The following is a 22,140-nucleotide window of genomic DNA, read 5'->3' on the forward strand; positions in this document are numbered from 1 at the left end:
GGCTGTATGTTGAAACGCTCTCACGCGATCGCCCCAACCCCCTCAAAAAGGGAGCAGCGACTAGCACGCTAGGGGCTGCCGAACTGTCGCTGTAGTTTGTTGCAGGTAGGCCCGCGTAATCTCAAGAATCCGCTGGGAAGCCTGGCCGTCGCCAAAGGGGTTGATCGCCTCGGCCATGGTCTGGTAGGCCTCGGGGTTCAGCAGTAGCGTCTCAGCCTCCGCCAGCATGCGATCGGCGTCGGTGCCAATTAGCTTAGCGGTGCCGGCCATCACGGCTTCGGGGCGTTCGGTGTTATCGCGCAGCACCAGCACCGGTTTACCCAGGCTGGGGGCTTCCTCCTGCAATCCGCCCGAGTCAGTCATCACCAGATAGCACCGCTGAATCGCGCCCACCAGCTGGGTGTAGTCGAGGGGCTCAGTCAAAAAGGCGCGGGGATGATCGCCAAGGGCGGCCTGGAGCGGGTCTCGCACCGTGGGGTTGCGGTGCAGGGGCAGCAGCAGGGCGGTGTCGGGAAACCGTTCAAGCACTTTGAGAAACCCCTTGGCGATCGCTCCCAGAGGTGCGCCCCAGTTTTCGCGCCGATGCACCGTCGATAAAATTACCCGGTGGCGGTTCCAGTCTAGCCCCGGCACCTCGCAATCGGGACGGCGATCGGCCACCGACAGCAGGGCGTCGATCACGGTGTTGCCGGTCTGGTGCAGATTGCCGGTTACCCCCGATCGCTCTAAGTGCTGCACCGATAGAGCCGTGGGCGCAAAGTGCAGCTGGGTAATTTGGGAAACCAGCCGTCGGTTGGCCTCCTCAGGGAAGGGGTTATAGATGTTGTCGGTGCGCAGACCCGCCTCGACATGGCCCACCGGAATCTTTTGATAAAAGGCCGCCAGGGCCGCAGCAAAGGCCGTCGTCGTATCGCCCTGCACCAGCACAATATCGGGGCGACTCTCTTGAAAGAGGGCCTCTAACCCCTGAAGGCTGCGACAGGTAATGTCGGTTAGAGTTTGGCGGGGCTGCATAATCGCTAAATCTTGATCAGCGCTCAGGTTAAATAGCGCCATGACCTGATCCACCATCTCCCGATGCTGACCGGTGAGCAGCACTTGGGTGTCAAAGTCGGGGCACTGACGAAAACATTGAATCACCGGCGCAAGTTTAATCGCCTCAGGGCGAGTGCCCAACACAATGCAGACTTGAAACGGTGGAACCATAGGGAGCTGCCCTTTGAATGCAAAATCATGCTCAGAATAACCTGTTCATGCCACCATTCCAGACGGCGGTGCCCAGACATAGCAAAAGAACGAAGAATGGAAAAAATGCCCAATGAGTTTGAACTCTGACGTTTGGACTGCCCTGGCTTAAACTTGACCTGCTGTAAAACGGTAGCTGCTAGCTCAGGCCTAATACGAAATCCGATTTGATGAACCCCAATTCATGATGCAGAAACCCTGAGGGGCGTAGCATGCTACGCCCCTACAAATCGGGGGTATTCATTCAGGATTTGGTACAAGTTCACCAATAACAGAGAATTTGCCGCGATCGCAGTCCACCACTCGACAATAATTATTGCCATAGATAGCTTTAGGGATGACTCGATGCTTACCATAGACAAAAACAGCGGTTTGTCGACCGATCGCTATGGGGAGTAGCCACGCCAATGGGGCCACATCCATGGAGCCTAAGAGGTATCCTATGACCGGGCAGCTGGCCAATCAGATTCTTTGGGTAGGAGAGAATTCAGCAGCATTGGGGTGCGATCGCCCTGCATGCCAACTGGGGCTAGTTGCCCTAAACCAGGTCGATGCCGCCCTAGCTTACCTCGCTGCTGGCCATCAAGTTGACGGCATTTTGCTAAATTTGGCTGGCTCAGCCACAGCGGGGCTGGCTCCGCTAGAGGTGCTTCAGGCACAAGCACCCGACGTGCCGGTAATTGTGCTGGTTAACCCAAACCAGGCGGCCTTAGGGTTAGAGGCCGTCTGGGCTGGAGCCGAGGATTACCTAGTTTGGGAACAGACCGCCGCCGAAATTGGCCGGGCCCTAGACTGTGCCCTGGCACGCCGCCGCAGGCCGCGATCGGGGTCGGCGACAGGGGCGGGGGGCAACCTTGGCGGACAGATGCAGCTTGACGCTGAACGCCGCCGGGCCGAGGCGCTGTTGACCACACGTATTCGTCAGCAGGCCACTTTACTTACCAGCGCCGAACGCATTGGCAACATGGGCAGTTGGGCCCTCGACTTGAACACCAACCACCTAGTCTGGTCGGTGGGCACCTATCGCCTGTTTGGCCTGCGTCCTGAGGAGCCCATTGAGAGCTTTGAACGGTTCATCGAGTGGGTGCTGCCCGAAGATCGGCTGGAACTGCTGAACAACCATGCTCAGGCCGGTCGGTTGAGCGGAACTTTGGAGGTCACCTACCGCATTCGTCGCCCCGATGGGGATGTGCGCTGGCTGTCGGATCGGGGCAACATCGAAGTGGACGCCGAGGGACAACCCTACCGGCAGCTGGGCACGGTAATCGACGTGACCGCCCAGAAGACGGCTGAGGTCACTCTGCGGGCCAGTGAAGAACGGTTTCGACTGGTCTCGAAGGCCACCAACGACGCCATTTGGGATTGGGATTTGCTTGCCGATATCACCTGGCGAGGGGAGGGGTATAAAACTCTGTTTGGCTATGGCAAAGATGACCTTGGGACCTCTTACGACTGGTGGCACAGCCGCCTGCACCCCGACGATCGCCAGCGGCTTCTGGCCTCAGTGCAGACGGTCCTAGAGGGAGACGCCACCATCTGGACGGATGAGTATCGATTTCGCTGCCACGATGGCCGCTATGCCTACGTCATGGATCGCGGCTATGTGATTCGCAATGAGCAGGGGCAGGCAATTCGGATGATTGGCGGCATGCTCAACCTAACTGAGCAAAAGAACCTAGAGGCGCAGCTGCTGCAAAGCCAAAAAATGGAGGCCATTGGCCAGCTAACCGGCGGAGTTGCCCATGACTTTAACAACCTGCTGACGGTGATTTTGGGCAACGCCGAGCTGCTGGTCGAACTACTCGACACCCAGCCCCGGCTGCGATCGCTGGCCGATATGATCAGCGGGGCGGCCCAGCGGGGAGCCGACCTTACCCAGCGCCTGCTGGTCTTTGCCCGCCGCCAAATCCTTGACCCCAAGCCCGTTGATGTCAACCAGCTGATTGGCCGTATGGATGCAATGCTGCGCCGCACCTTGGGAGAACAGGTCGAGGTGCGCTGTAGCTATGACGTTCAGCTGGGGTCTGCTCTAGTCGATGCCAGCCAGCTAGAGAACGCCCTGCTCAACCTCTGCCTCAATGCCCGCGATGCCATGAACGGCGTGGGCCGCCTCACCCTCACGACCGCCCAGACCTGCATCATCTCGCCCGGCGACAAGTTCCAGGGCGACTTCTCCCCAGGCGACTATGTTGTAGTTGCCGTGTCGGACAATGGGGTAGGCATGGGGCCAGAGCTGCTGAGCCAGGTTTTTGAGCCATTTTTTACCACTAAGGCCAGGGGCAAAGGCACCGGGCTAGGACTGAGCATGGTCTATGGCTTTGTCCGCCAGTCCAACGGCTACGTCACCATTGACTCCGAGCCGGGCGCAGGAACCACCGTGCGACTATACCTGCCCCGATACCATCATGGCTCTAACCCGGTTTTAGAGAGTTCTCATGCCCCAGAGACTTCCCTTCCATGGCCAGATGCTTATCCTGGTGGCTCAGAGCTAATTTTGCTCGTTGAAGACAACGCTTTGGTGCGCGCTCACGCCCAGCAGCAGCTTGAGAGTCTGGGGTACCGGGTATTGGCGGCTGAAAATGGCCCAGCGGCCCTAGAGCTGCTGCATCAATGGCCTGAAATCGATCTGCTGTTTACCGATGTGATCATGCCCGGCGGCATGACGGGCTGTGACCTCGCAGCTGCGGCTCACCGGCTGCAGCCGCAGCTGCGAGTCCTCTATACTTCTGGCTATACCGAAAATGCCCTAATTCACCAGGGGGCGCAAGAACCTGGAATTTTACTGCTAGCCAAGCCCTACCAGCGAGCTGAGCTGGCCCGTCATGTTCGTCAAGCCCTTGCCAAAGGTTAACTTAGGGAATGTTTTCTCGCGGCCCAGCTATGACGTTTCGGCTGCCTCGACCCTCGACCCGCTGGGCTCGGGGATTGACCCTCGCCGGTTTTGTGGGGGTGTTCCTAGCCGATATGGTGACGCCCCTGGGGTTTGCCCATGGCATGTTGTATATGCCGTGGGTAGTGGTGGCGGGGCTGTCTCGCAATAGCCGGTGGGTTGTGGGAGCAACCGTGGCCGGTGTGGGGCTAACGGCGGCGGGCTTTCTTGTGTCACCCTCGAATCTGACCGGGGCGGCTCTGGCCTACGCGATCGCCAATCGACTGGTGGCAGCTCTAGCAACCGCCACCACCGGTGGGCTCACCCTGGCGATTTTGCAATACGTTCACCGGGTGAAAGAGACCCAGCGGTTGCTCAGCGAGGCCTACGACACCCTGCGGTCGCAGCAGACTTTACTGCAAATTGCTAGCGAGATTGGCCATCTGGGCGGCTGGCTGGTGCGCCTGGATACCCATGTAGCGGTCTGGTCTGAGGAAGTGTGTCGCATCCACGAGGTCGAGCCGGGCTTCGCCCCCACGGTGGCTCAGGGCATTGAGTTTTATGCCCCTGAGTACCGCGATCGCATTACCGCTGTCTTTGCCGCCTGCGTCGAGACTGGCTTGCCCTTTGACGAAGAGCTGCAAATTATTACGGCCCGCCAGCGCCGGCTGTGGGTGCGCTCTATTGGCCAGCCCGTGCGCAACGAGCAGGGAGCTATCGTGGCCGTGCAGGGGGCCTTTCAAGACATTACCTCGCAAAAGCTGGCCGAAGCGTCTTTAGAGCGCAGCGAGCAGCGGTTTCGCCAGCTGGCCGACGCCATGCCCCTGATCGTGTGGACTGCCGACCCCAACGGCACCGTCGACTACGCTAGCCACGCCCTAAGGGTCTACACCGGCATCTATGACCCTGATACGCCCCCGAGCCAGATCTGGATGACCCTGCTGCACCCTGACGACGTTGACCTCTGCTTGACTGTGTGGACGGCGGCGGTGCAGTCTGCCAGCCCCTACCGGGTTGAGCTTCGGACGCGGCGCTACGACGGCGACTACCGCTGGCATCTGGTGCAGGCGGTGCCCATTCGTGACGAAGCCGAGCAAATTGTTAAGTGGTACGGCACTGCGATCGAAATTCACGACCAAAAGCAGCTCGAACAGGAGGCCCGCCAGATCGCCGATCGCCTCAACACCACCCTGGAAAGCATTACCGACTGCTTTTTTACCCTCGATCGCCAGTGGAACTTTACCTTTATCAACCGACAGGCCGAACAACTCTTGCAGCGTGAGCGGGCCGATCTACTGGGCAAATATGCGTGGGATGAGTTTCCAGAAGCGAGCGGCAGTGTCTTTCAGCAGCAGTATGAAAAAGCGGTAAATGAGGGGCAATCGGTCGAGTTTCGAGAGTTTTATGCCCCCTTAAACGTCTGGTTAGATGTACGAGCCTATCCATCCCAGGAGGGCCTGGCGGTGTATTTTCAAGATGTGACCGATCGCATAGCCCTTGAAGAGCGTCTGCACCAATCGCAGCGCCTAGAATCCATAGGGCAGCTGACCGGGGGCATTGCCCACGACTTCAACAATCTGCTCACCGTCATTTTGGGCAACGCTGAGCTACTGGGCGAAATGCTTGAAGCTGACCCTCACCTGCACCCCCTGGCGCAGATGATTGGCAGCGCCGCCCAGCGGGGGGCCGAACTCACCCAGCGGCTATTGTCCTTTGCCCGTCGCCAGGCCCTTGACCCCAAGCCCGTTGATGTCAATCAGCTGATGACCGCTACGAATGGGCTGCTGCGCCGCACCCTGGGCGAGCACATCGACATCAACATCGTGGCAGAGGCCAATCTGTGGCCCGCCCTGGTCGACCCGGCCCAGCTAGAAAACGCCCTGCTCAACCTCTGCCTCAACGCCCGCGATGCGATGGTTCAGGGGGGCCAGCTCACCCTTGAAACCGCCAACATATACCTCAGTCAGGACTACGCCAGCCAGCACGTGGAGGTGATGTCGGGGCATTACGTCATGGTGTCGGTGTCGGATACGGGCGTGGGCATTGATCCCAAGCATCTAGAGCGGGTATTTGAGCCCTTCTTTACTACCAAAGAACAGGGCAAGGGCACCGGCTTGGGCCTGAGCATGGTCTATGGCTTCATCAAGCAGTCGGGGGGCCACATCAAGATCTATTCCGAGCTGGGCCACGGCACCACCATCCGAATGTATCTACCCCGATTTTGGGGTGATGTTCAGCCCTCCCTGCCTGCCCCAGAGGGAGTGGTGGTCGGTCACTCAGAGCTGATTTTGCTGGTGGAAGACAACGAGCTAGTGCGCCGCTACGCCCACGACCAGCTGGTTGATCTAGGCTACCGAGTGCTGGTGGCCACCAGCGGTCCGGCAGCTCTGGCCATGCTCTACCAGCAAGACAACATTGACCTGCTGTTTACCGACGTGGTGATGCCCGGCGGTATGAGTGGGCGCGAACTGGCTGACTTGGCCCAGCAGATCAGGCCGGGGCTGCGGGTGCTCTACACCTCGGGCTATAGCGAAAATGCTATTGTCCATCAAGGTCGGTTGGATACGGGTATACAGCTGCTCAGCAAGCCCTACGGCCGCACCGAACTCTCGCGAAAAATTCGAGAGGCGCTGACTTCTCCCTGTCACTGACACAAACTTCCCAACCCACCTTCTCTAACTGAGCAGCGGCGACTCTATTCGGACTGAATGCCGTCTTCAACATAACAAATGGTAGGCATTGATAAAAAGTATCTATTTTGCCTATGTGAGCCCCAATCTACAACGAAAAATACGGCCAGGGCACCGAGCTAAGGCTTAGCATGTAGACGGGTTTGCTCAGCAGTCCAACGGATTTACCACAATCGATTTGGAGTTAGGTCAGGGCACGACGGTTAGGCTGTATTTACTCAGATATCAAGGAATCCAGGACGTTCTCTGCAATTGGTTAAGAACGGTTTCTCTCAATCAAAGACGATAACCTAGTGCACAGCTACGGGCAAAATCAGCTAGAGCAGCTGGGGTATCAGATGACAGTAGCCAGAAGTGGCCCAACGGTCCTGGCTACTGTTCAGCGCAGGTCATTGTTCACCCGGAGCGGCTCGACCCTGGAGTCAAGTTGCTGAGTAAGTCCTACCGGCGGGCCGATTTAGCCCAAAAAGTTTGTGATGTGCTGGATGGGTAGGGGTGGGTGGGCAGGCTGAGAGGGGGCTGGCTGGGACTATGGCAGCACAAGGACGGTTTGAGGGGGGCAACTGGTAAGGCATGGGCGATCGCCGACTGTTAATTTTAGATGACGATCCCATGACCGGGGAGACCATTCAGCGGATCGCTGAGTTTGCTGGGCTGGAGGTATATTTCACCTCCGACCCCGATCGGTTCTTTGTCCTGCTCCGCGAGTGGCAGCCCACCCACATTGCCCTCGACCTGGTGATGCCCACCATGGATGGGGTGCAAGTCATGGCTCGGCTAGCCAAGCTATCTTGCCGGGCCAAAATTATTATTACCAGTGGTGTTGGCAGTCGAGTGCTGGATGCCGCTGGGCGATCGGCGGTTGAGCACGGCCTCGACATTGCCGGGGTGCTGGCCAAGCCCTTTTCGCCTAACCAGCTGCGGGAAATGCTGCTGGGCCAAGTCGCCAGCCCGCCCCCGCCGCCCCCGGTTGTCGGTGCCCCCTTCCAGCCGCCGGAGCTGACCCCGGCTGACCTGCTCCAGGCCCTCGATCGCCGTGAGTTTGTGCTGGCCTATCAGCCTAAAGTGCTCTGTACCACCGGCGAACTGGCCGGGGTTGAGGCTCTGGTGCGGTGGGCTCACCCCACCTACGGCCTGCTGCCGCCGGGGCGGTTTATTCCCCTGGCGGAGAGCTGTGATCTGATTGACCCTCTCACCGATCAGGTGATTGAGCAGGCCCTAGCCTGGTTTGGGCCGCTCTGCACGGCGGGGGCGACCCCGCTGTCTGCGGCGATCGGCGATCAGCTGATGCTGTCGGTGAATATTTCGGCCCGCACCTTGGGCAACGGGGCGCTGTTTGAGCGCGTGCAGGAGCGCTGCAGTGCCCAGGGCGTTGACCCCGCCCGGCTGATTTTTGAACTCACCGAAACCAGCGCCATGGATGACCCGGTGGCCTCTCTCGATCTGCTTACCCGGCTGCGCATGATTGGCTTTCACCTGTCGATTGACGACTTTGGCACTGGGTTTTCGTCGATGCTGCAGCTGGTGCGGCTACCCTTCTCGGAGATTAAGGTTGACAAGTCGTTTGTGATGACGGCGATGACGTCTCCCGAGTCGCGCACAGTGGTGAAATTTATTGTTGACCTGGGCCACAGTCTGGGGCTGCGCTGCACCGCTGAGGGGGTTGAAGACGCCGAAACTCTCGATTATCTAACCACCATTGGCTGCGACCTGGCCCAGGGTTACCACATTGCTCGCCCCCTGGCTGGCGACGATTTTTGGCCTTGGCTAGCCGTGCGCGATCGTTATGCCCTGAGGGAGAGCTAGGAAACCGACCTGGGGCTTTACAGTTTAGATAGGGGTGTCCTTAGTGCCGGGTTTGCCCAGGCCGTTAACTACAGACTGTGAAGGTCGAGGAAGCCTCGATCACCCCAACGCTATGTAAGGGCATCATAAAGAAAGCGTGCAAACCCATACATTTGCATACAATTCGCCACACAGGCCAGGATGAACAATTTAACCGACGACGCTGAACGGCTGGCGGCGGTGCATCGCTACCACATCCTTGATATGCAGTCGGATAAGGCCTTGGACCGGGTTACGGCGATCGCGGCCCGCCTGTTTCAGGTGCCCATTGCGTTGGTGACTGTAGTCGATCGCGATCGCATCTGGTTTAAGTCGCGCTATGGGGCGACCCTGGATCAAATTGACCGAGAGTTGGGGTTGTGCGCCTCGGCAATTTTGCAGGGCGAGGTCTACGCCATTGCTGATGCCCGTCAAGACCCACGCACGCAGTTCAATTCTCTGGTGCAGGGTGAGTTGGGCCTCAGGTTTTACGCCGCCGCTCCCCTCACCACTGCCGATGGCCATACTATCGGCACCCTGTGCATTATCGACCACCAGCCCCGCCAGCTCACCGCCGATGAAACTCAAACCCTGGTTGACCTGGCCGCCGTGGTGATGGAGAAGCTGGAGCTGCAGCTGTCGAGCCGCCAGCTGATCGCCACCACTGCCGCCCAGCGGGTAGCCATCGACAACCTCTACCATCGGGCTCCCTGCGGCTACCACTCGCTCGACAGCAACGGGGTATTTATTGAAATTAACGACACCGAGCTGGGGTGGCTGGGCTATGACCGCGAGGCGGTAGTGGGCCGACTGCGCTTCTGGGATGTGATCACTCCGGCCAGCCAGGCTACCTTTACCGCTAACTTTTCTCTGTTTAAGCAGCGAGGCCGCATTAGCGATTTGGAGTTTGAGCTGGTGGGGGCCGACGGCTCCACCCAGTGGATTTTGCTCAACGCGATCGCCGAGTATGATGAGCAGGGCAACTACGTCAGCAGCCGATCGACGGCGTATAACATTAGCGATCGCAAACGCACCGAGATCGCCCTGCGCCAGCTAAATCAGTCCCTAGAGGCCAAGGTGGCCGAGCGCACCACCGAGCTAGCCGAGCGCAATGCCGAGCTAGAAACCAGCAACCGCGCCCTCCGTCTGAGCAACCTGCGCTTTCGTAACGCCTTTGACTACGCTGGCATTGGCATGGCTTTGGTCAGCCTAGAGGGCCGTTGGCTAGAGGTCAACCGCTCCGTGTGCGAAATTACGGGCTATAGCGAGGCCGAGCTGCTCGCCACCACGTTTCAGGCCATTACCCACCCCGACGACCTAGACACCGACCTAGACCTGGTGCGGCAGCTGCTCAATCAGGACATTCGCCACTACCACTTAGAAAAGCGCTACCGCCACCGACGGGGCCATTGGATTTGGGCGATGCTCAGCGTGTCGATTGTGACCGACGAGCATCAGGTGCCGCTCTATTTTGTGTCTCAGATCCAGGATATTAACGAGCGCAAGCAGTCAGAGTTGGCCCTGCGCAAAAGCCAAGCCATGCTGCTAGAGTCCCAGAGCGTGGGCCGCATTGGCAGTTGGGAGTACGACGTTGCCACCCAGAAAGTCACCTGGTCAGCCGAAAAATTTCGCATCTTAGGGCGCGACCCCGCCCTGGGCGAGCCTGGCTTCGACGAACTGCTGCGGCTCTACCACCCAGAGGACGGCGACTACCTGCGCCAGTCGGTCGAACAAGCCCTAACGACCGGTGAACCCTACAGCATCCGAATTCGGTGTAACCGCAGTGACGGTACCGTGGGCTATATCGATGACCGGGGCCAGGCCGAACGCAATGCCCAGGGCGAGGTCGTGCGCCTCTACGGCATTGCCCAAGACATTAGCGATCGCGTGCAGGCCGAGCGAGAGCTGCGCGAAATGAGCACGGCCCTGGCCCATGCCGTTGAGGGCATTTCGCGATTGGACAACGCCGGGCGCTACATTAGCGTCAACCAGGCCTATGCCGCTATGGTGGGCTATACCCCAGAGGAACTGGTGGGCCAAACTTGGCAAATTACCGTTCACCCTGACGATCTCGGTCGGCTCAATCAGGCCTATGACACCATGTTGGCCCAGGGCAATGTCAATATCGAAGCTCGGGGCTTGCGCAAGGATGGCTCAATTTTCTACAAGCAGTTGTTTATGGTGACGGCCTACGATGACCGGCAGCAGCGCCAGGGTCACTACTGCTTCATGAAAGACATTAGCGAACGAGCCCAGCTCGAAGCCGAGCGCAAGCAGGCCGAAAGTGCCCTGCAACAGGAACTAGAGCGCCTGTCTGAGGTCGTAGAGACCCAACAAAAGGTGGCCCTGGTCAATCCCCATTTAGAACAGGTGATGGCGGTGATCGCCGCAGGTGCTCTATCGCTCACCCGCGCCGACGGGGCCGCCGTTGAGCTCCTCGAAGGTACCGAACTGGTGTGCCAGGCCGGTAGCGGCATCGCTCAGGCCCATTTAGGCTGGCGATTGCCCCTGGCCGATAGCCTAGGCGGTCAGTGCCTCACCGAGGGCCGCACGCTGTACTGCGCCGATGTGGAGCAGGAGGGGTGGAGCAAGTCCTCTGTTATTCAGGCGCTGGGGCTGCGATCGATGGTGGTGGTGCCTCTGACCTATCAGGCAGAACGGGTTGGGGTGATCAAAGTCTTCTCATGCCAGCCCAATGCCTTTACGGGGTCCGATCGACAAACCCTACAGCTAATGGCTGGTTTTTTGGCGGCTAGCTTACACTCAGCCAGGGAGTTTGAGGCCAAAACTACCCTACTGCAAGAGCTTCAAGACAGTGAGGAGCGCTATCGTTCGGTAGTGGCGGCCCTTTCTGAAGGAGTAGCCGTGGTGCAGGCGGATGGCGTTCTATTGACCTGCAATGCCAGCGCGGCCAAGATTTTAGGGTTGCAAAGTTGGCAGATCGTCGGCCGCTCCCTAGCCGATATGAATTTGTACATGATTGGGGAAGATGGTTCTCCCTGCCCCCAGGAAGATCACCCAGCTTTACTTACCCTGAGCACGGGGCAACTGGTTAACAACCAGGTGATGGGCGTGGTCAAACCCGACGGCATTACCTGGATTTCCTGCAATACTCGTCCCCTATTTCATCCCAATGAACGCCTGCCCTATGTGGTGGTGCTCTCGTTCACCGATATTACTGAGCTCAGGCGATCGGAGGTGGCGGCCCTGCGGCGGCGGGCTGAGCAGGAGCGGCTGCTGAGTGAAATTGCCCAACGCATTCGCCAAACCCTTGACCTGAAGGCAATTCTTACCACCACTGTGACTGAGGTACAGCAGTTTTTGCGCACTGACCGAGTGCTGATCTACCGTTTAGAGGCCAGTGGTCAGGGCATGGTGATCGCCGAGGCCATCACCGCTGGCTTTCCACCGCTGCTGGGGCAACAGGTGGACAGTCCGATCGCAGAGGCGCGGCTGATGCAGTTGCAGCAGGGCAACCTGGAGGCGGTTGCCGACCTCCAGATCGAGCCCGATCGCCTCTGCCCCCTCGATTGCCTTACCCAAGCCCGGGCTCAGGTGGTGGTGCCGATTGTGCAGGGCAATCGGCTTTGGGGCATGCTGATGGCCCACCACAGCCAGGGGCCACGCCCTTGGGAAACCTCTGAGCTAGATGTGTTAAAGCGGCTGGCCATTCAGCTGGCGATCGCGATTCAGCAGTCGCAGCTCTACCAGCATATTCAAACCGTCAATCGCCAGCTTGAACACCTGGCCACCCACGACGGCCTTACCCAGGTGGCCAACCGACGCAGCTTTGACACCTACCTCCAGCAGGAGTGGGGGCGTTTGCTGCGAGCACAGGCTCCCCTGAGCTTGATTCTGTGCGACATTGACCACTTCAAGCAGTACAACGACACCTACGGTCACCCGGCGGGGGATGTGTGCCTGCAGCGGGTGGCTCAGGCCCTAGAACAGGTGGCCAAACGCCCGGCTGACCTGGTAGCCCGCTACGGCGGCGAAGAGTTTGCCCTGGTGCTGCCCGACACTGACCAGACCGGAGCCGAGGCGATCGCCCGCGCCATTCAGCAGGCCTTGGCGGAGCTAGCGCTGTTTCACGGCGCCTCGCCCCTAGGCCAGCGCATCACCCTTAGCCTCGGCATTGCCAGCGTTATACCCACTGTTGAGCAGCAGGCTCAAACCCTAATTGACCAGGCCGATGCCGCCCTCTACGCCGCCAAGCAGCAGGGGCGCGATCGCTACCGCGTGTTTTAGCTCGGCGGGCGAGGGCAGGACAGTTTGGGCAACGGGACATGCTAAGCGAGATGATCTACTCCAGCATCTCCAGGTTGCGCACGCCGCCTTGGTCGGCGCTGGTGGCCAGCAGGGCATAGGCTTTAAGGGCAGCAGTTACCCGCCGCTGACGGGGCTGAGCAGGCTTCCAGGCGTCCTTGCCCTTGGCCTCCATAGCCACCCGGCGGTTGGCTAACTCCTCTGCCGACAGATCGACATTGATGGTGCGGTTGGGAATGTCGATCAGGATGCGATCGCCCTCTTCCACCAAAGCAATATTGCCGCCCGCTCCCGCCTCCGGCGAGGCATGGCCGATGGAGAGGCCCGAGGTACCGCCCGAGAAGCGTCCGTCGGTGAGCAGCGCGCAGACCTTGCCCAACCCCTTCGACTTTAGGTAGCTGGTGGGGTAGAGCATTTCCTGCATGCCCGGCCCGCCGCGTGGCCCCTCGTAGCGAATGATCACCACGTCGCCCGCCTGCACCTCATCCTTGAGAATGCCGTTGACGGCGGCATCCTGACTTTCGTAGATGCGGGCCTTGCCCTCAAACACCAAAATACTCTCGTCAACGCCGGCGGTTTTGACAATGCAGCCGCGCTCGGCCAGGTTGCCATAGAGGACCGCCAGGCCGCCCTCGGCACTGTAGGCATGGTCGACACTGCGAATGCAGCCCTTTTCGCGATCGAGATCGAGCGTGGGCCAGCGGGTCGACTGGCTAAAGGCCTGCTGGGTGGGAATGCCTGCCGGGCCAGCTCTAAAGAAGGTGTGGACAGCTTCGTCGTTGGTGCGGCGCACATCCCAGCGATCGAGGGAGTCCTTCATCGTGGGGCTGTGGACGGTTGGTACGTCGGTGTGCAATAGCCCTGCCCGGTCTAGCTCGCCCAAGATAGCGGGAATGCCGCCGGCCCGGTGCACGTCTTCCACGTGGTAGTCGGGGATGTTGGGGGCGACTTTGCAGAACTGGGGCACCTGGCGTGACAGGCGATCGATGTCGGTGAGGGTAAAGTTGATCCCAGCCTCGTGGGCGGCAGCCAGCAGGTGCAAAATGGTGTTGGTGGAGCCGCCCATGGCAATATCCAGCATCATCGCGTTCTCAAAAGCCTCGAAGCTGGCGATCGAGCGGGGCAGCACCGACTCGTCGCCCTGCTCGTAGTAGCGGCGGGTGATGTCGACAATGGTGCGGGCAGCGGTGAGGAAGAGATCTTTGCGATCGAAGTGGGTGGCCAGGGTGGTGCCGTTGCCTGGCAGCGATAGGCCAATCGCCTCGGTGAGACAGTTCATCGAGTTGGCGGTAAACATGCCCGAGCAAGAGCCGCAGGTGGGGCAGGCGGAGCGCTCGTACTCATCGGCCACTTCATCGCTGATGCTGCTGTCGGCGGCCACCACCATGGCATCGACTAGATCGAGCTTGTGTTCTGAAAGCTTGGTCTTGCCTGCTTCCATCGGGCCACCGGAGACAAACACGGCGGGAATGTTGAGCCGCAGGGCCGCCATTAGCATGCCGGGGGTGATTTTGTCGCAGTTGGAAATGCAGACTAGGGCGTCGGCGCAGTGGGCATTGACCATGTACTCAACTGAGTCGGCAATGATCTCGCGGGAGGGCAGGCTATATAGCATGCCGTCGTGGCCCATGGCGATGCCGTCGTCAACGGCAATGGTGTTGAATTCTTTAGCGACGCCGCCAGCGGCTTCAATCTCGCGGCACACCAGCTGACCCAAGTCTTTGAGGTGAACGTGGCCCGGCACGAACTGGGTGAAGGAGTTGGCCACCGCAATGATGGGCTTCTCAAAATCTGCGGTTTGCATGCCGGTGGCGCGCCAGAGGGCGCGAGCCCCGGCCATGTTGCGTCCCTGGGTGGAGGTTTTAGAGCGATAGGTCGGCATGGCGCATTCTAGACTAAAGGATTGTCTATAGTCTGGCCCTAGCACCTGCAAGACACGAGCAAGACTACAAACTGTAATAACCACAATAGCTGACTATACGGTTCAAGTTGCCCAACGGATTGCCTATGGTCTGGGTCGAAATTTCTTAAGCGATAGTCTTCGATAGGTGCGATCGCCCACCGCACCGCCAAGTCAGAGTGAGGCGCTGAAAAGCGCAGTAACTTCTAAAGCAGTTGAGCCCGTCGCCTAGCCTTCTTGTCCGCCCTAGCCAAAGAACGCACAGGTTAGGTTGGCTGCGTTTGTCCTTATAAATAATAAATAAGGGACGCCCACCAACCCGATCGGGTTGGTGGGCATCTAGAGCTTGATAACGAGATCAAAGAGCGCTACTTAAGGCGTTTACCACCTTATTTTTCGATACTCTCAGACGCTACAACTAGTCGCTAAAAGCACCCTTGATGTTATCCACAGCACGCTCAACGGCGTTCATAGATTTTTCTGCTGCTTGCTCGGTACGATCGGCATCTTTGGATGCTTTTTGCTCAATACGGTTGCGATCGCGCTTGGCTTTGCCCTCAACAGCGCTCCCTGTTTCGTCAGCCTGATCGACTTTGGAGGCATTGCTTCTAGCAGCATCTTTAACTTTGTCTTCCGTACCGCGGATGATATTTTTAGAAGCCCCTTTGATGTCCTCAGCGGCACCTTTAACTTGGTTGCCAGCATCTGCGGTCGCAATTAAAGTTCCAGCGGGGGCGGCCATAGCTGAAATGTTTGAGACTAGTGGGCTCTGCCAAACGAAGGCGATCGCAACTAGGCAGACTAGGGTTACAGTCAATTTACGACCTAGGGTCGAAAGTTGGGTCATAAAACGATTAGACTTCATAGACATAGTCCTCATAGAATTTAACTATCCAGTTTTACCCTGCTAACCCTCTTTGCTAAAACATCCTCTAGATAGACTTTCTTCTGGCCCGATTTTGAGAGAATTTGATAGCTATTGATATATCAAATCTGTGAAATAGCACTATAGATTTTGGATCCTCTCTTCACTGCCCTCCTGAAAGGGGCTGTAAAGACTCCGATTGGTTGCCTCATTTTTGTAAGGGAAGCTATCGGTCAAGATTATCTGCGTTGAGCAGAGCGGTTACTACTAAAAAAATTGATATCAAAAAAACTTACCCTCCACTCTTAAAACAGGCGATGCATAGCGCGATCGCTCATTTCTTGAGTAGAAGGGTAAGAGGGTCCTCGAGAGAGGGAGCAATGCAGCATTTCCTAGCTATATAAGGCACGGTTAGGACCCAGATGCCAAAGGTCTTAGGGCAGTTCATGTGCCTTACTAGCCTGCAAAAATGCCGTAACGGGGTTACCAGGTCTCTACCCTAGCGCTTTTGGGTAGAGACAGGATTGGTATTGGCGTGGGTATTGGGATTAGTGTCTGGGTTGGTGTTGGGGTTGTAGGCATTTTGGCCAACTCCATCGCCGGGATTACCGGGCAAGACGCTCTGAACCGCATCCTTGACGTTGTCTAGAATGCCCTGAGCCTGATCTTCGGGTGCCTTGGAGAGCCCTTGCGGAGTTCCTACTGGCTGGTCGCTACCAGTGACATTATGGCGGCTACCGGGCTCGCGGGACTGACGCACAGCTTCGCCCTCATAGACTCTGCCATCCAGATTGTCGCCTGCTTGGGCAGACTGGGTGTAGGCACCGATGGAGCCCACCCAAAAGGCCATAGCCAACACGCTAACAATAGCCGTTTGGGTGGCTAGGCGAGTTAGAGGTCGGCGCATCTGCACAGTCTGAAAGCTTGAGCCCAGCCGCGCTAAAAAGCCAGGAAGCTGACGATGAACCGCGACCAAAAAAGAACGAAAAAGTGTAATCATGGCATTATCCAATATTTTCAAGAGTTGATGATCGGTTGCCCACCAATAAAGTTTTGGAGGCAATTTGAGATTCTTTGAGATTCAGTGAAGTAACTAACTTGAGGTGAAATTTCCGCATTTGATGCTAAGAAGGTCTTAGCGGTTTAGGAATGTGCGGGTTGAATATGGTCTCAGCCTAGGAGAATAACTGAGTATCTCCTTCGCTCTAAGGGCAGAAACTAGCACTAAACTAACCCTCCGTTTGAGGGAGATGCAGCAAAAGCCTGTAGCCCAAATCACCATATTCAGCTGACAAACAGCTTTTTTAAGAAATAAGTGTTTATTCGATTCGCGTAATTTTAGTTGTAATGACCAGCTACGTTCCATCTCCCAACGACTGTGCTATTATCTCTGGGTCAAGGGTGCTGAGTGGCACTGGAGTAGCCGTTGGTAGGGTTGGTATAGCCAAGGGCATGGAGAATTTTGATAGTGCGGTCTATCCCGCCAAGGCTACCGCAGAGCATGTGATGCACTCACTCTGGCCGAGGATGGGGTTTGGCAAACTGAGCAGGCGGAAGATTGGACGCCTCATTGGCGGCTGGTTCGAGGTATTGAGGCATAGGTTCTATTTACTTCTATGTTTGATGAGCAAGCCTTTCCCCAGGACGGGGCAGGTGAAGGAAAATAGAACGCGAACAACCCTAGCTACCTGCTAATGCAGTGCAAACGGGGTAGCTAGGGTACGCTCGCCCAGCTCAAAGGCTGAATTTATAGTGAACCCGACACCATGTCTTTCAGCATCATGCGATCGCCCCCTAAATCTTTGAAGAGAAGCTTGAATAGCGATCGCTCACAAAGGTCTCTACCGATCGAGCAGAGGCGATTGCGCCTTTTCACACGCAATCAGTAGCGAAATACTGCTGCGATAGGAGCATCATCCGGCATCGTCTGCGGTTCAACTGCATACACTGTTCCACCATGAAAGATTGTCTGAATCGCCGCTGCATTTAGTAAATCTTCGTCACCCGGTTGAGCATCATTGTGCATTTCAAGCTCCATTGCTTCTGGATCGAAATGCCCCCACTTCTGCACCCCAACAGGAACGAAGAGCTGCTCTACACGACCATAGAAGGCGCCTTGAATCACTTCGTTTAAATCATCTGATCCTTTACCAGCGGCAATCGACTCGTGATAGTAGTCGAGCGCATTTTGTTTGCCTGCCTCAAACTGCGGCTCCACGATCGCCCATGCTTCTGCATGAAGCTCTTGCGCTGTTTGTTCCTTTGTGTTGTGTTGAATGCCTTCTTCCACGATGAAATTGTAAGTATTGGCCTCCTGGTAAATCGGCAGCAAATAACTAACCCCAGCTAAAACAAGCGGCGCACGGCGATTGCGGAAAAAGTCGTGCAGCGCTTTATCCAGTAGCAGGAAGTATTGCAGTAAGTCTTCCTTGACGTTCTCGCGATCGGCTCCCTGTCCGTGATATGAGCCACCTCCTTGCAAGCCTGCACGACCAGCGCCACCTTCCTGCCGCCGCTGTTGATCCTTCGATGTTTCGTCATACTGCAAGGCTTCATCCATATCCTTCGGCAAGCCTTCGATTTCAATTTCACGAGTGATACCGTAGCGATTGCCTTCTAAAAGACGCACATCGCGCTGACCAAGCGTGAGAATATAAAAACGGTCATCTCCGCTTAGCAGCGGGATTAGCGGTTTAAGATGAAAGCGATCGCTCACAACCACCAATTCAATCACTTCTATCGGCACACAGTAATAACGAAAGAATCCTTCTGCAACAAACAAAGCCAATCCGGCACTCTGATGTTGCCAAAACTCATCGTTATCTAAGTCGAGAGCGGGCGCAAAGAATTGAGTCAAATTATCTGGACGCGATTCATATTGTTCTAGCTGTGCTTCTGCTTGCCGAATTAGGTTTTTAAACCGGACAGAGTTTTGCTTTGTATCTGAACCTACCTGTACGGTCGGCATGTACATCGATATACACAATCCTTGTGGCTGTTCGACGAGTTCTTTTAGTTCTTCTAGCGAAAGAAAGCTCATGGGATTAGGTAGAATTAGAGTTGGGGTTTGAAGAGGTTAAATCGAGGCGTTTATTAGGTAATGCTAAAAATTTCTTCAAGCGAAAGGACCTATCGAATGGCATAGAAGGGAGGCACGATAGGTTAAAGTTCGTTGAGTGCCCGAATGCCAAGACTATTCAAGCTACTTGTACAACAGCAAGTACGATTGCAGCTTAATAATCTGCTTAGAGCGAACCTCTGAAGACCTCTAGATTGAGTTCGAAGTTGCCTGCTGATCAAGCGCACTGTTTGCTAGCTGTCTTTCACCTAATTCTTAGTTGAGAATCTGGAATTTAGTTAAAGTTTTTTGTCTATTCTGTCTAAGTCAAGCAAATTCCATGATTGCTGGTGTAAGCAAGTCATTATCCTTCTTTGCTTGCCTGGTTCTTGTTTAGATGACGGTCGCGATCGCCGTTATCTAAACTTGCGCGTACCCTCAATCGCCATGGGCGGCAGCAGCACTTGGCCACCTAAGGCTTTAGCTTGTTCTGCGATCGCATCCACGTCCTCCACCGTTGATATGGAAACCCTGGGCATGCGGCGGTGAGACCATGCCGCCAATATCCTTTCCTACCCTTCTATGACGGTGTGGAGCCTTGCCCTTGGGTGCTATCAACAACGTAGCGATCGCGCCCCTGCTGCTTAGCGGCATAGAGCGCCCGATCGGCACTGGCAATGAGTTGCTTGGGCGACCCGATGGTGGTGGGTATTAGGCTAGCAACACCCAAACTAATCGAAACAACGGTGCTGACTGTTGAGGTCTCGTGGGGAATGGCTAGGGCTTTAACGGCCTGTTGAATTTGCTCTGCGATCGCAGTTGCGCCAAACAAATCAGTATTGGGTAAAACAACGGCAAATTCTTCGCCCCCGTAGCGGGCCACCACATCAGTCGTTCGTTCAACTGTTGATTTAACCGTCTGAGCAATGCTAATCAAGCAGTCATCACCCATTTGATGACCGTAGTAATCGTTGTAGCGTTTGAACGCGTCAACATCGAACATAATTAATGAGAGCCGCTGCTGGCTGCGTAGGGCGCGCCGCCATTCTTGCTCTAGATAGTCATCAAATTTTCGTCGATTGGCGATTTGAGTGAGGCTATCTACGGTGGCTAACTTTTCTAACTTTGTATTAGCGGCCTGAAGAGATTGCTCAAGACGACGGCGCTCTGTGCTGTCAAAAACAAATAAGTAGTAGCCAACTACCTCCTGGTCACTGCTGAAGGCTGGCGTTAAACAACTGGTGAGATAGACATAGTCACCATTGCGATAGACCATTCCAAATTCAAAGCTTTGCGGCTCTCCCTTTAAAACGCGCTCAACATAGTCTTTGACAGAGGCGTATGCTTCTTCACCAATTACATCCCAGACGTATTTATTTAGAATGCTTTCTCGAGAACGGTTGAAGCGTACTTCATAAAACCGGTTGACAAACTGGTATCGTCGCTCGGCGTCGACAAAGGCAATACCCGCGTCGGTAGAGTTGAGAATTTGCTGAAGCTGTTCGTTACTTGCGCGCAGGGTCGCTTCCGTCTGGGCACGTTCTTGCTGTTCCAGTTTCAGTTGAGCCTTGGTTTGCTCGAGTTCTAGAGCAAGCTGTTTGACCCGCTGTTTCAGCGTTGAGATGTAATCAGCATCCATTAAAGGATTTTAGCTTGTCGACGCGTAGAGAGCTTCTGAAGCGTAGCACCCGCTTGAGCGGCTTTTGTTATGTGACTTAGAGCAACGCATTTACCCGCCTATAGCTAACTATCCTCAACCGTCCTAAGCATGGCTTGCGCTGGGAGAATTTGCCGCTGCAAGCCATGCTAACCGGAATCAAGGCACCGTCAGTCGGCTATTCTTCTTCCTCAGAATATTCCTCTTCCTCGGATTCTTCTTCGGCGTACTCCTCCTCCTCTTCCTCAGAATATTCCTCTTCCTCGGATTCTTCTTCGGTGTACTCTTCCTCAGACTCCTCTTCCGCGTACTCTTCTTCAGATTCCTCCTCGGCGTACTCTTCTTCGGATTCTTCTACGGCCTCGTCTTCCTCAGTTGCCTCTTCATCGCTGCTGCCGTAGCCGAAGCTATAAGATTCATCAACGGCGTACTCTTGGCAAAGAGCGTCTAGCTCGGCGACAAACTCGGTACCGTCCTCAACGCTGAGGTCAAAGTTGAGGATGTTGAGCAAATAGGGACTGCCTTCGTCTTCGTTGTAGTCGTAGTCGAAGTAATAGTCGTCTTCGGTTTCGACGTAGGTGAGGCAGAGGGCAGCAAGCGCGTCGGTGAAGCCTTCGGGGTCTTCGGTATGAATATAAAAGTCGTACAGCAAGAGCGAGCATTCGTCGGCGAAGAATGACTCGTCCTCTTCCCAAACTTCGGCGCTAAAGTCGAGATCGCTGAGAGACTTGATAATCCAGGAGTCGTGGCCGTTGTAGTCGTCGTGGATGACGTAGTCGTAGGGAATGTAGCAGTAGCCGCGATCGCCCCACTCTGGCCCCCAGGAGTTGCGCACAATAAAGAAGCGGTCTTTGTCGGAGTAGCCGACGCAGAGCATAGCGTGCCAGCCGTGGGTTTCGCGCACGTTGTCGGAGCGCTTGGGCTGAGGGACTCGGCCTTTGTTGCGGGTGGCCTCGTCAAACGATTCAAAGGTGTTGAGGGCGAAGGCGATTGGGTAGCCTTCGGCCAGGGTATGTCGCCAGAGGTCTAGGTCGGTGTCGATGGTCTCAGTTTCGACAATTTTGAAGTTAGAGGCGTGGTCATAGGCCCCGGTGTCGGGCTCGGTGAAGATTAGCTCTTCGTCATTGGGCCAGAGGTCTTCGGAGCAGGCCCCGTGCTGCATTAGGGTTTCGATCGCACAACGCATCTGTGTGCCAGCATCTTCGTTGTGGCTACCGGTTTGCGATCGCGCGTTGTAATAGACAAACAGACGGCTGACGTTACCAGCATCACCCAGATCGCGCTTGGCCAGATATTCGTAGGCCCCTACAAAGGCATTGGCCACGCAGCTATTGCCCACCTGCGCTTCCACTTCAGTCATGTGGTGGCGTAAATCGACCCGGCCCGGCAACTCCTCTTTCCCAAATCGGCCAATCTGGTGATGCTTAACGTCGTCCGGCTTTTGCCCCGGTTGATAACCGCCAATGCGAAACTTACGGGTCTGCGTAAACATGTTCAACCTTGAGGAATGGCTTCTTAAGCATTCCCTCCGCACCCCTAGCGAGCGCAGCATGGCAGCCCAATATTGCATTACTTTTAAAGAACGGTAAGGCAGTTTGAAGCGGAGTCTGCGAGGTTCTTGTTGCCTGCTGCCCTCGCGTGCCCGCTCACCCTAGAAGAAGGTGCCAGTACCGATAAGAAGCAGGTCATCTAGGTTCAAAGTTTTCCCTAAAGAATGAGGTTCAAGCGGAACTCTAATTTGTGGATCCCTCAGGGCAGACCCTCTA

General features: G+C 56.3%; 12 protein-coding genes. 4 read left to right on the top strand and 8 right to left on the bottom strand.

What is annotated here, in order from left to right; genetic code table 11:
* Positions 1 to 60: 60 nt before the first annotated feature.
* A complete protein-coding gene (wecB, locus tag NC979_RS09755) occupies positions 61 to 1,206 on the bottom strand; it encodes a non-hydrolyzing UDP-N-acetylglucosamine 2-epimerase (protein ID WP_190520170.1) in 1,146 nt (381 codons plus the stop codon).
* Between the two features lie 481 nt (positions 1,207 to 1,687).
* Between wecB and NC979_RS09760 the strand changes: the two genes are divergently transcribed.
* The 4 genes from NC979_RS09760 (at position 1,688) to NC979_RS09775 (ending at position 12,876) form a co-directional block, all read left to right on the top strand.
* Complete coding sequence (locus NC979_RS09760) at positions 1,688 to 4,096, top strand: PAS domain-containing protein (RefSeq protein ID WP_190520172.1); 2,409 nt, start codon at positions 1,688 to 1,690, stop codon at positions 4,094 to 4,096.
* 29 nt (positions 4,097 to 4,125) lie between these two features.
* Positions 4,126 to 6,765, top strand: a complete 2,640-nt coding sequence (locus NC979_RS09765) for a hybrid sensor histidine kinase/response regulator (RefSeq protein WP_190520175.1) — start codon at positions 4,126 to 4,128, stop codon at positions 6,763 to 6,765.
* Between the two features lie 612 nt (positions 6,766 to 7,377).
* A complete protein-coding gene (locus NC979_RS09770) occupies positions 7,378 to 8,610 on the top strand; it encodes an EAL domain-containing response regulator (RefSeq protein ID WP_190520176.1) in 1,233 nt (410 codons plus the stop codon).
* 180 nt (positions 8,611 to 8,790) lie between these two features.
* Positions 8,791 to 12,876 (top strand): PAS domain S-box protein, encoded by a 4,086-nt coding sequence (locus NC979_RS09775; protein ID WP_190520179.1) that lies wholly within the window; start codon positions 8,791 to 8,793, stop codon positions 12,874 to 12,876.
* 55 nt (positions 12,877 to 12,931) lie between these two features.
* On the opposite strand, the gene ilvD is transcribed toward NC979_RS09775, so the two are convergent.
* From ilvD to NC979_RS09810, 7 genes are all read right to left on the bottom strand, one after another.
* Positions 12,932 to 14,776 carry a dihydroxy-acid dehydratase gene (gene ilvD, locus NC979_RS09780; protein WP_190520180.1) on the bottom strand — a complete coding sequence of 615 codons (1,845 nt, stop codon included), beginning with the start codon at positions 14,774 to 14,776 and terminating at the stop codon, positions 12,932 to 12,934.
* Positions 14,777 to 15,212: 436 nt separating this feature from the next.
* Positions 15,213 to 15,536, bottom strand: coding sequence for a protein phosphatase CheZ (locus NC979_RS09785; protein ID WP_242024056.1), 324 nt, complete (start codon positions 15,534 to 15,536; stop codon positions 15,213 to 15,215).
* Between the two features lie 622 nt (positions 15,537 to 16,158).
* The gene (locus NC979_RS09790) at positions 16,159 to 16,659 is read right to left on the bottom strand and encodes a hypothetical protein (protein WP_190520184.1); all 501 of its coding nucleotides are present in this window, start codon (positions 16,657 to 16,659) and stop codon (positions 16,159 to 16,161) included.
* 882 nt (positions 16,660 to 17,541) lie between these two features.
* A complete protein-coding gene (locus NC979_RS09795) occupies positions 17,542 to 18,699 on the bottom strand; it encodes a baeRF3 domain-containing protein (protein WP_190520186.1) in 1,158 nt (385 codons plus the stop codon).
* Positions 18,700 to 19,133: 434 nt separating this feature from the next.
* Positions 19,134 to 19,256, bottom strand: a complete 123-nt coding sequence (locus tag NC979_RS09800) for a VOC family protein (RefSeq protein WP_348253533.1) — start codon at positions 19,254 to 19,256, stop codon at positions 19,134 to 19,136.
* 41 nt (positions 19,257 to 19,297) lie between these two features.
* Complete coding sequence (locus tag NC979_RS09805) at positions 19,298 to 20,356, bottom strand: GGDEF domain-containing protein (protein ID WP_190520196.1); 1,059 nt, start codon at positions 20,354 to 20,356, stop codon at positions 19,298 to 19,300.
* A gap of 196 nt (positions 20,357 to 20,552) precedes the next feature.
* Complete coding sequence (locus NC979_RS09810) at positions 20,553 to 21,866, bottom strand: C1 family peptidase (RefSeq protein WP_190520198.1); 1,314 nt, start codon at positions 21,864 to 21,866, stop codon at positions 20,553 to 20,555.
* Between the last annotated feature and the right edge of the window lie 274 nt (positions 21,867 to 22,140).

It is taken from the genome of Leptolyngbya subtilissima AS-A7, from assembly GCF_039962255.1.
In the GTDB taxonomy this organism is placed as follows: domain Bacteria; phylum Cyanobacteriota; class Cyanobacteriia; order Phormidesmidales; family Phormidesmidaceae; genus Nodosilinea.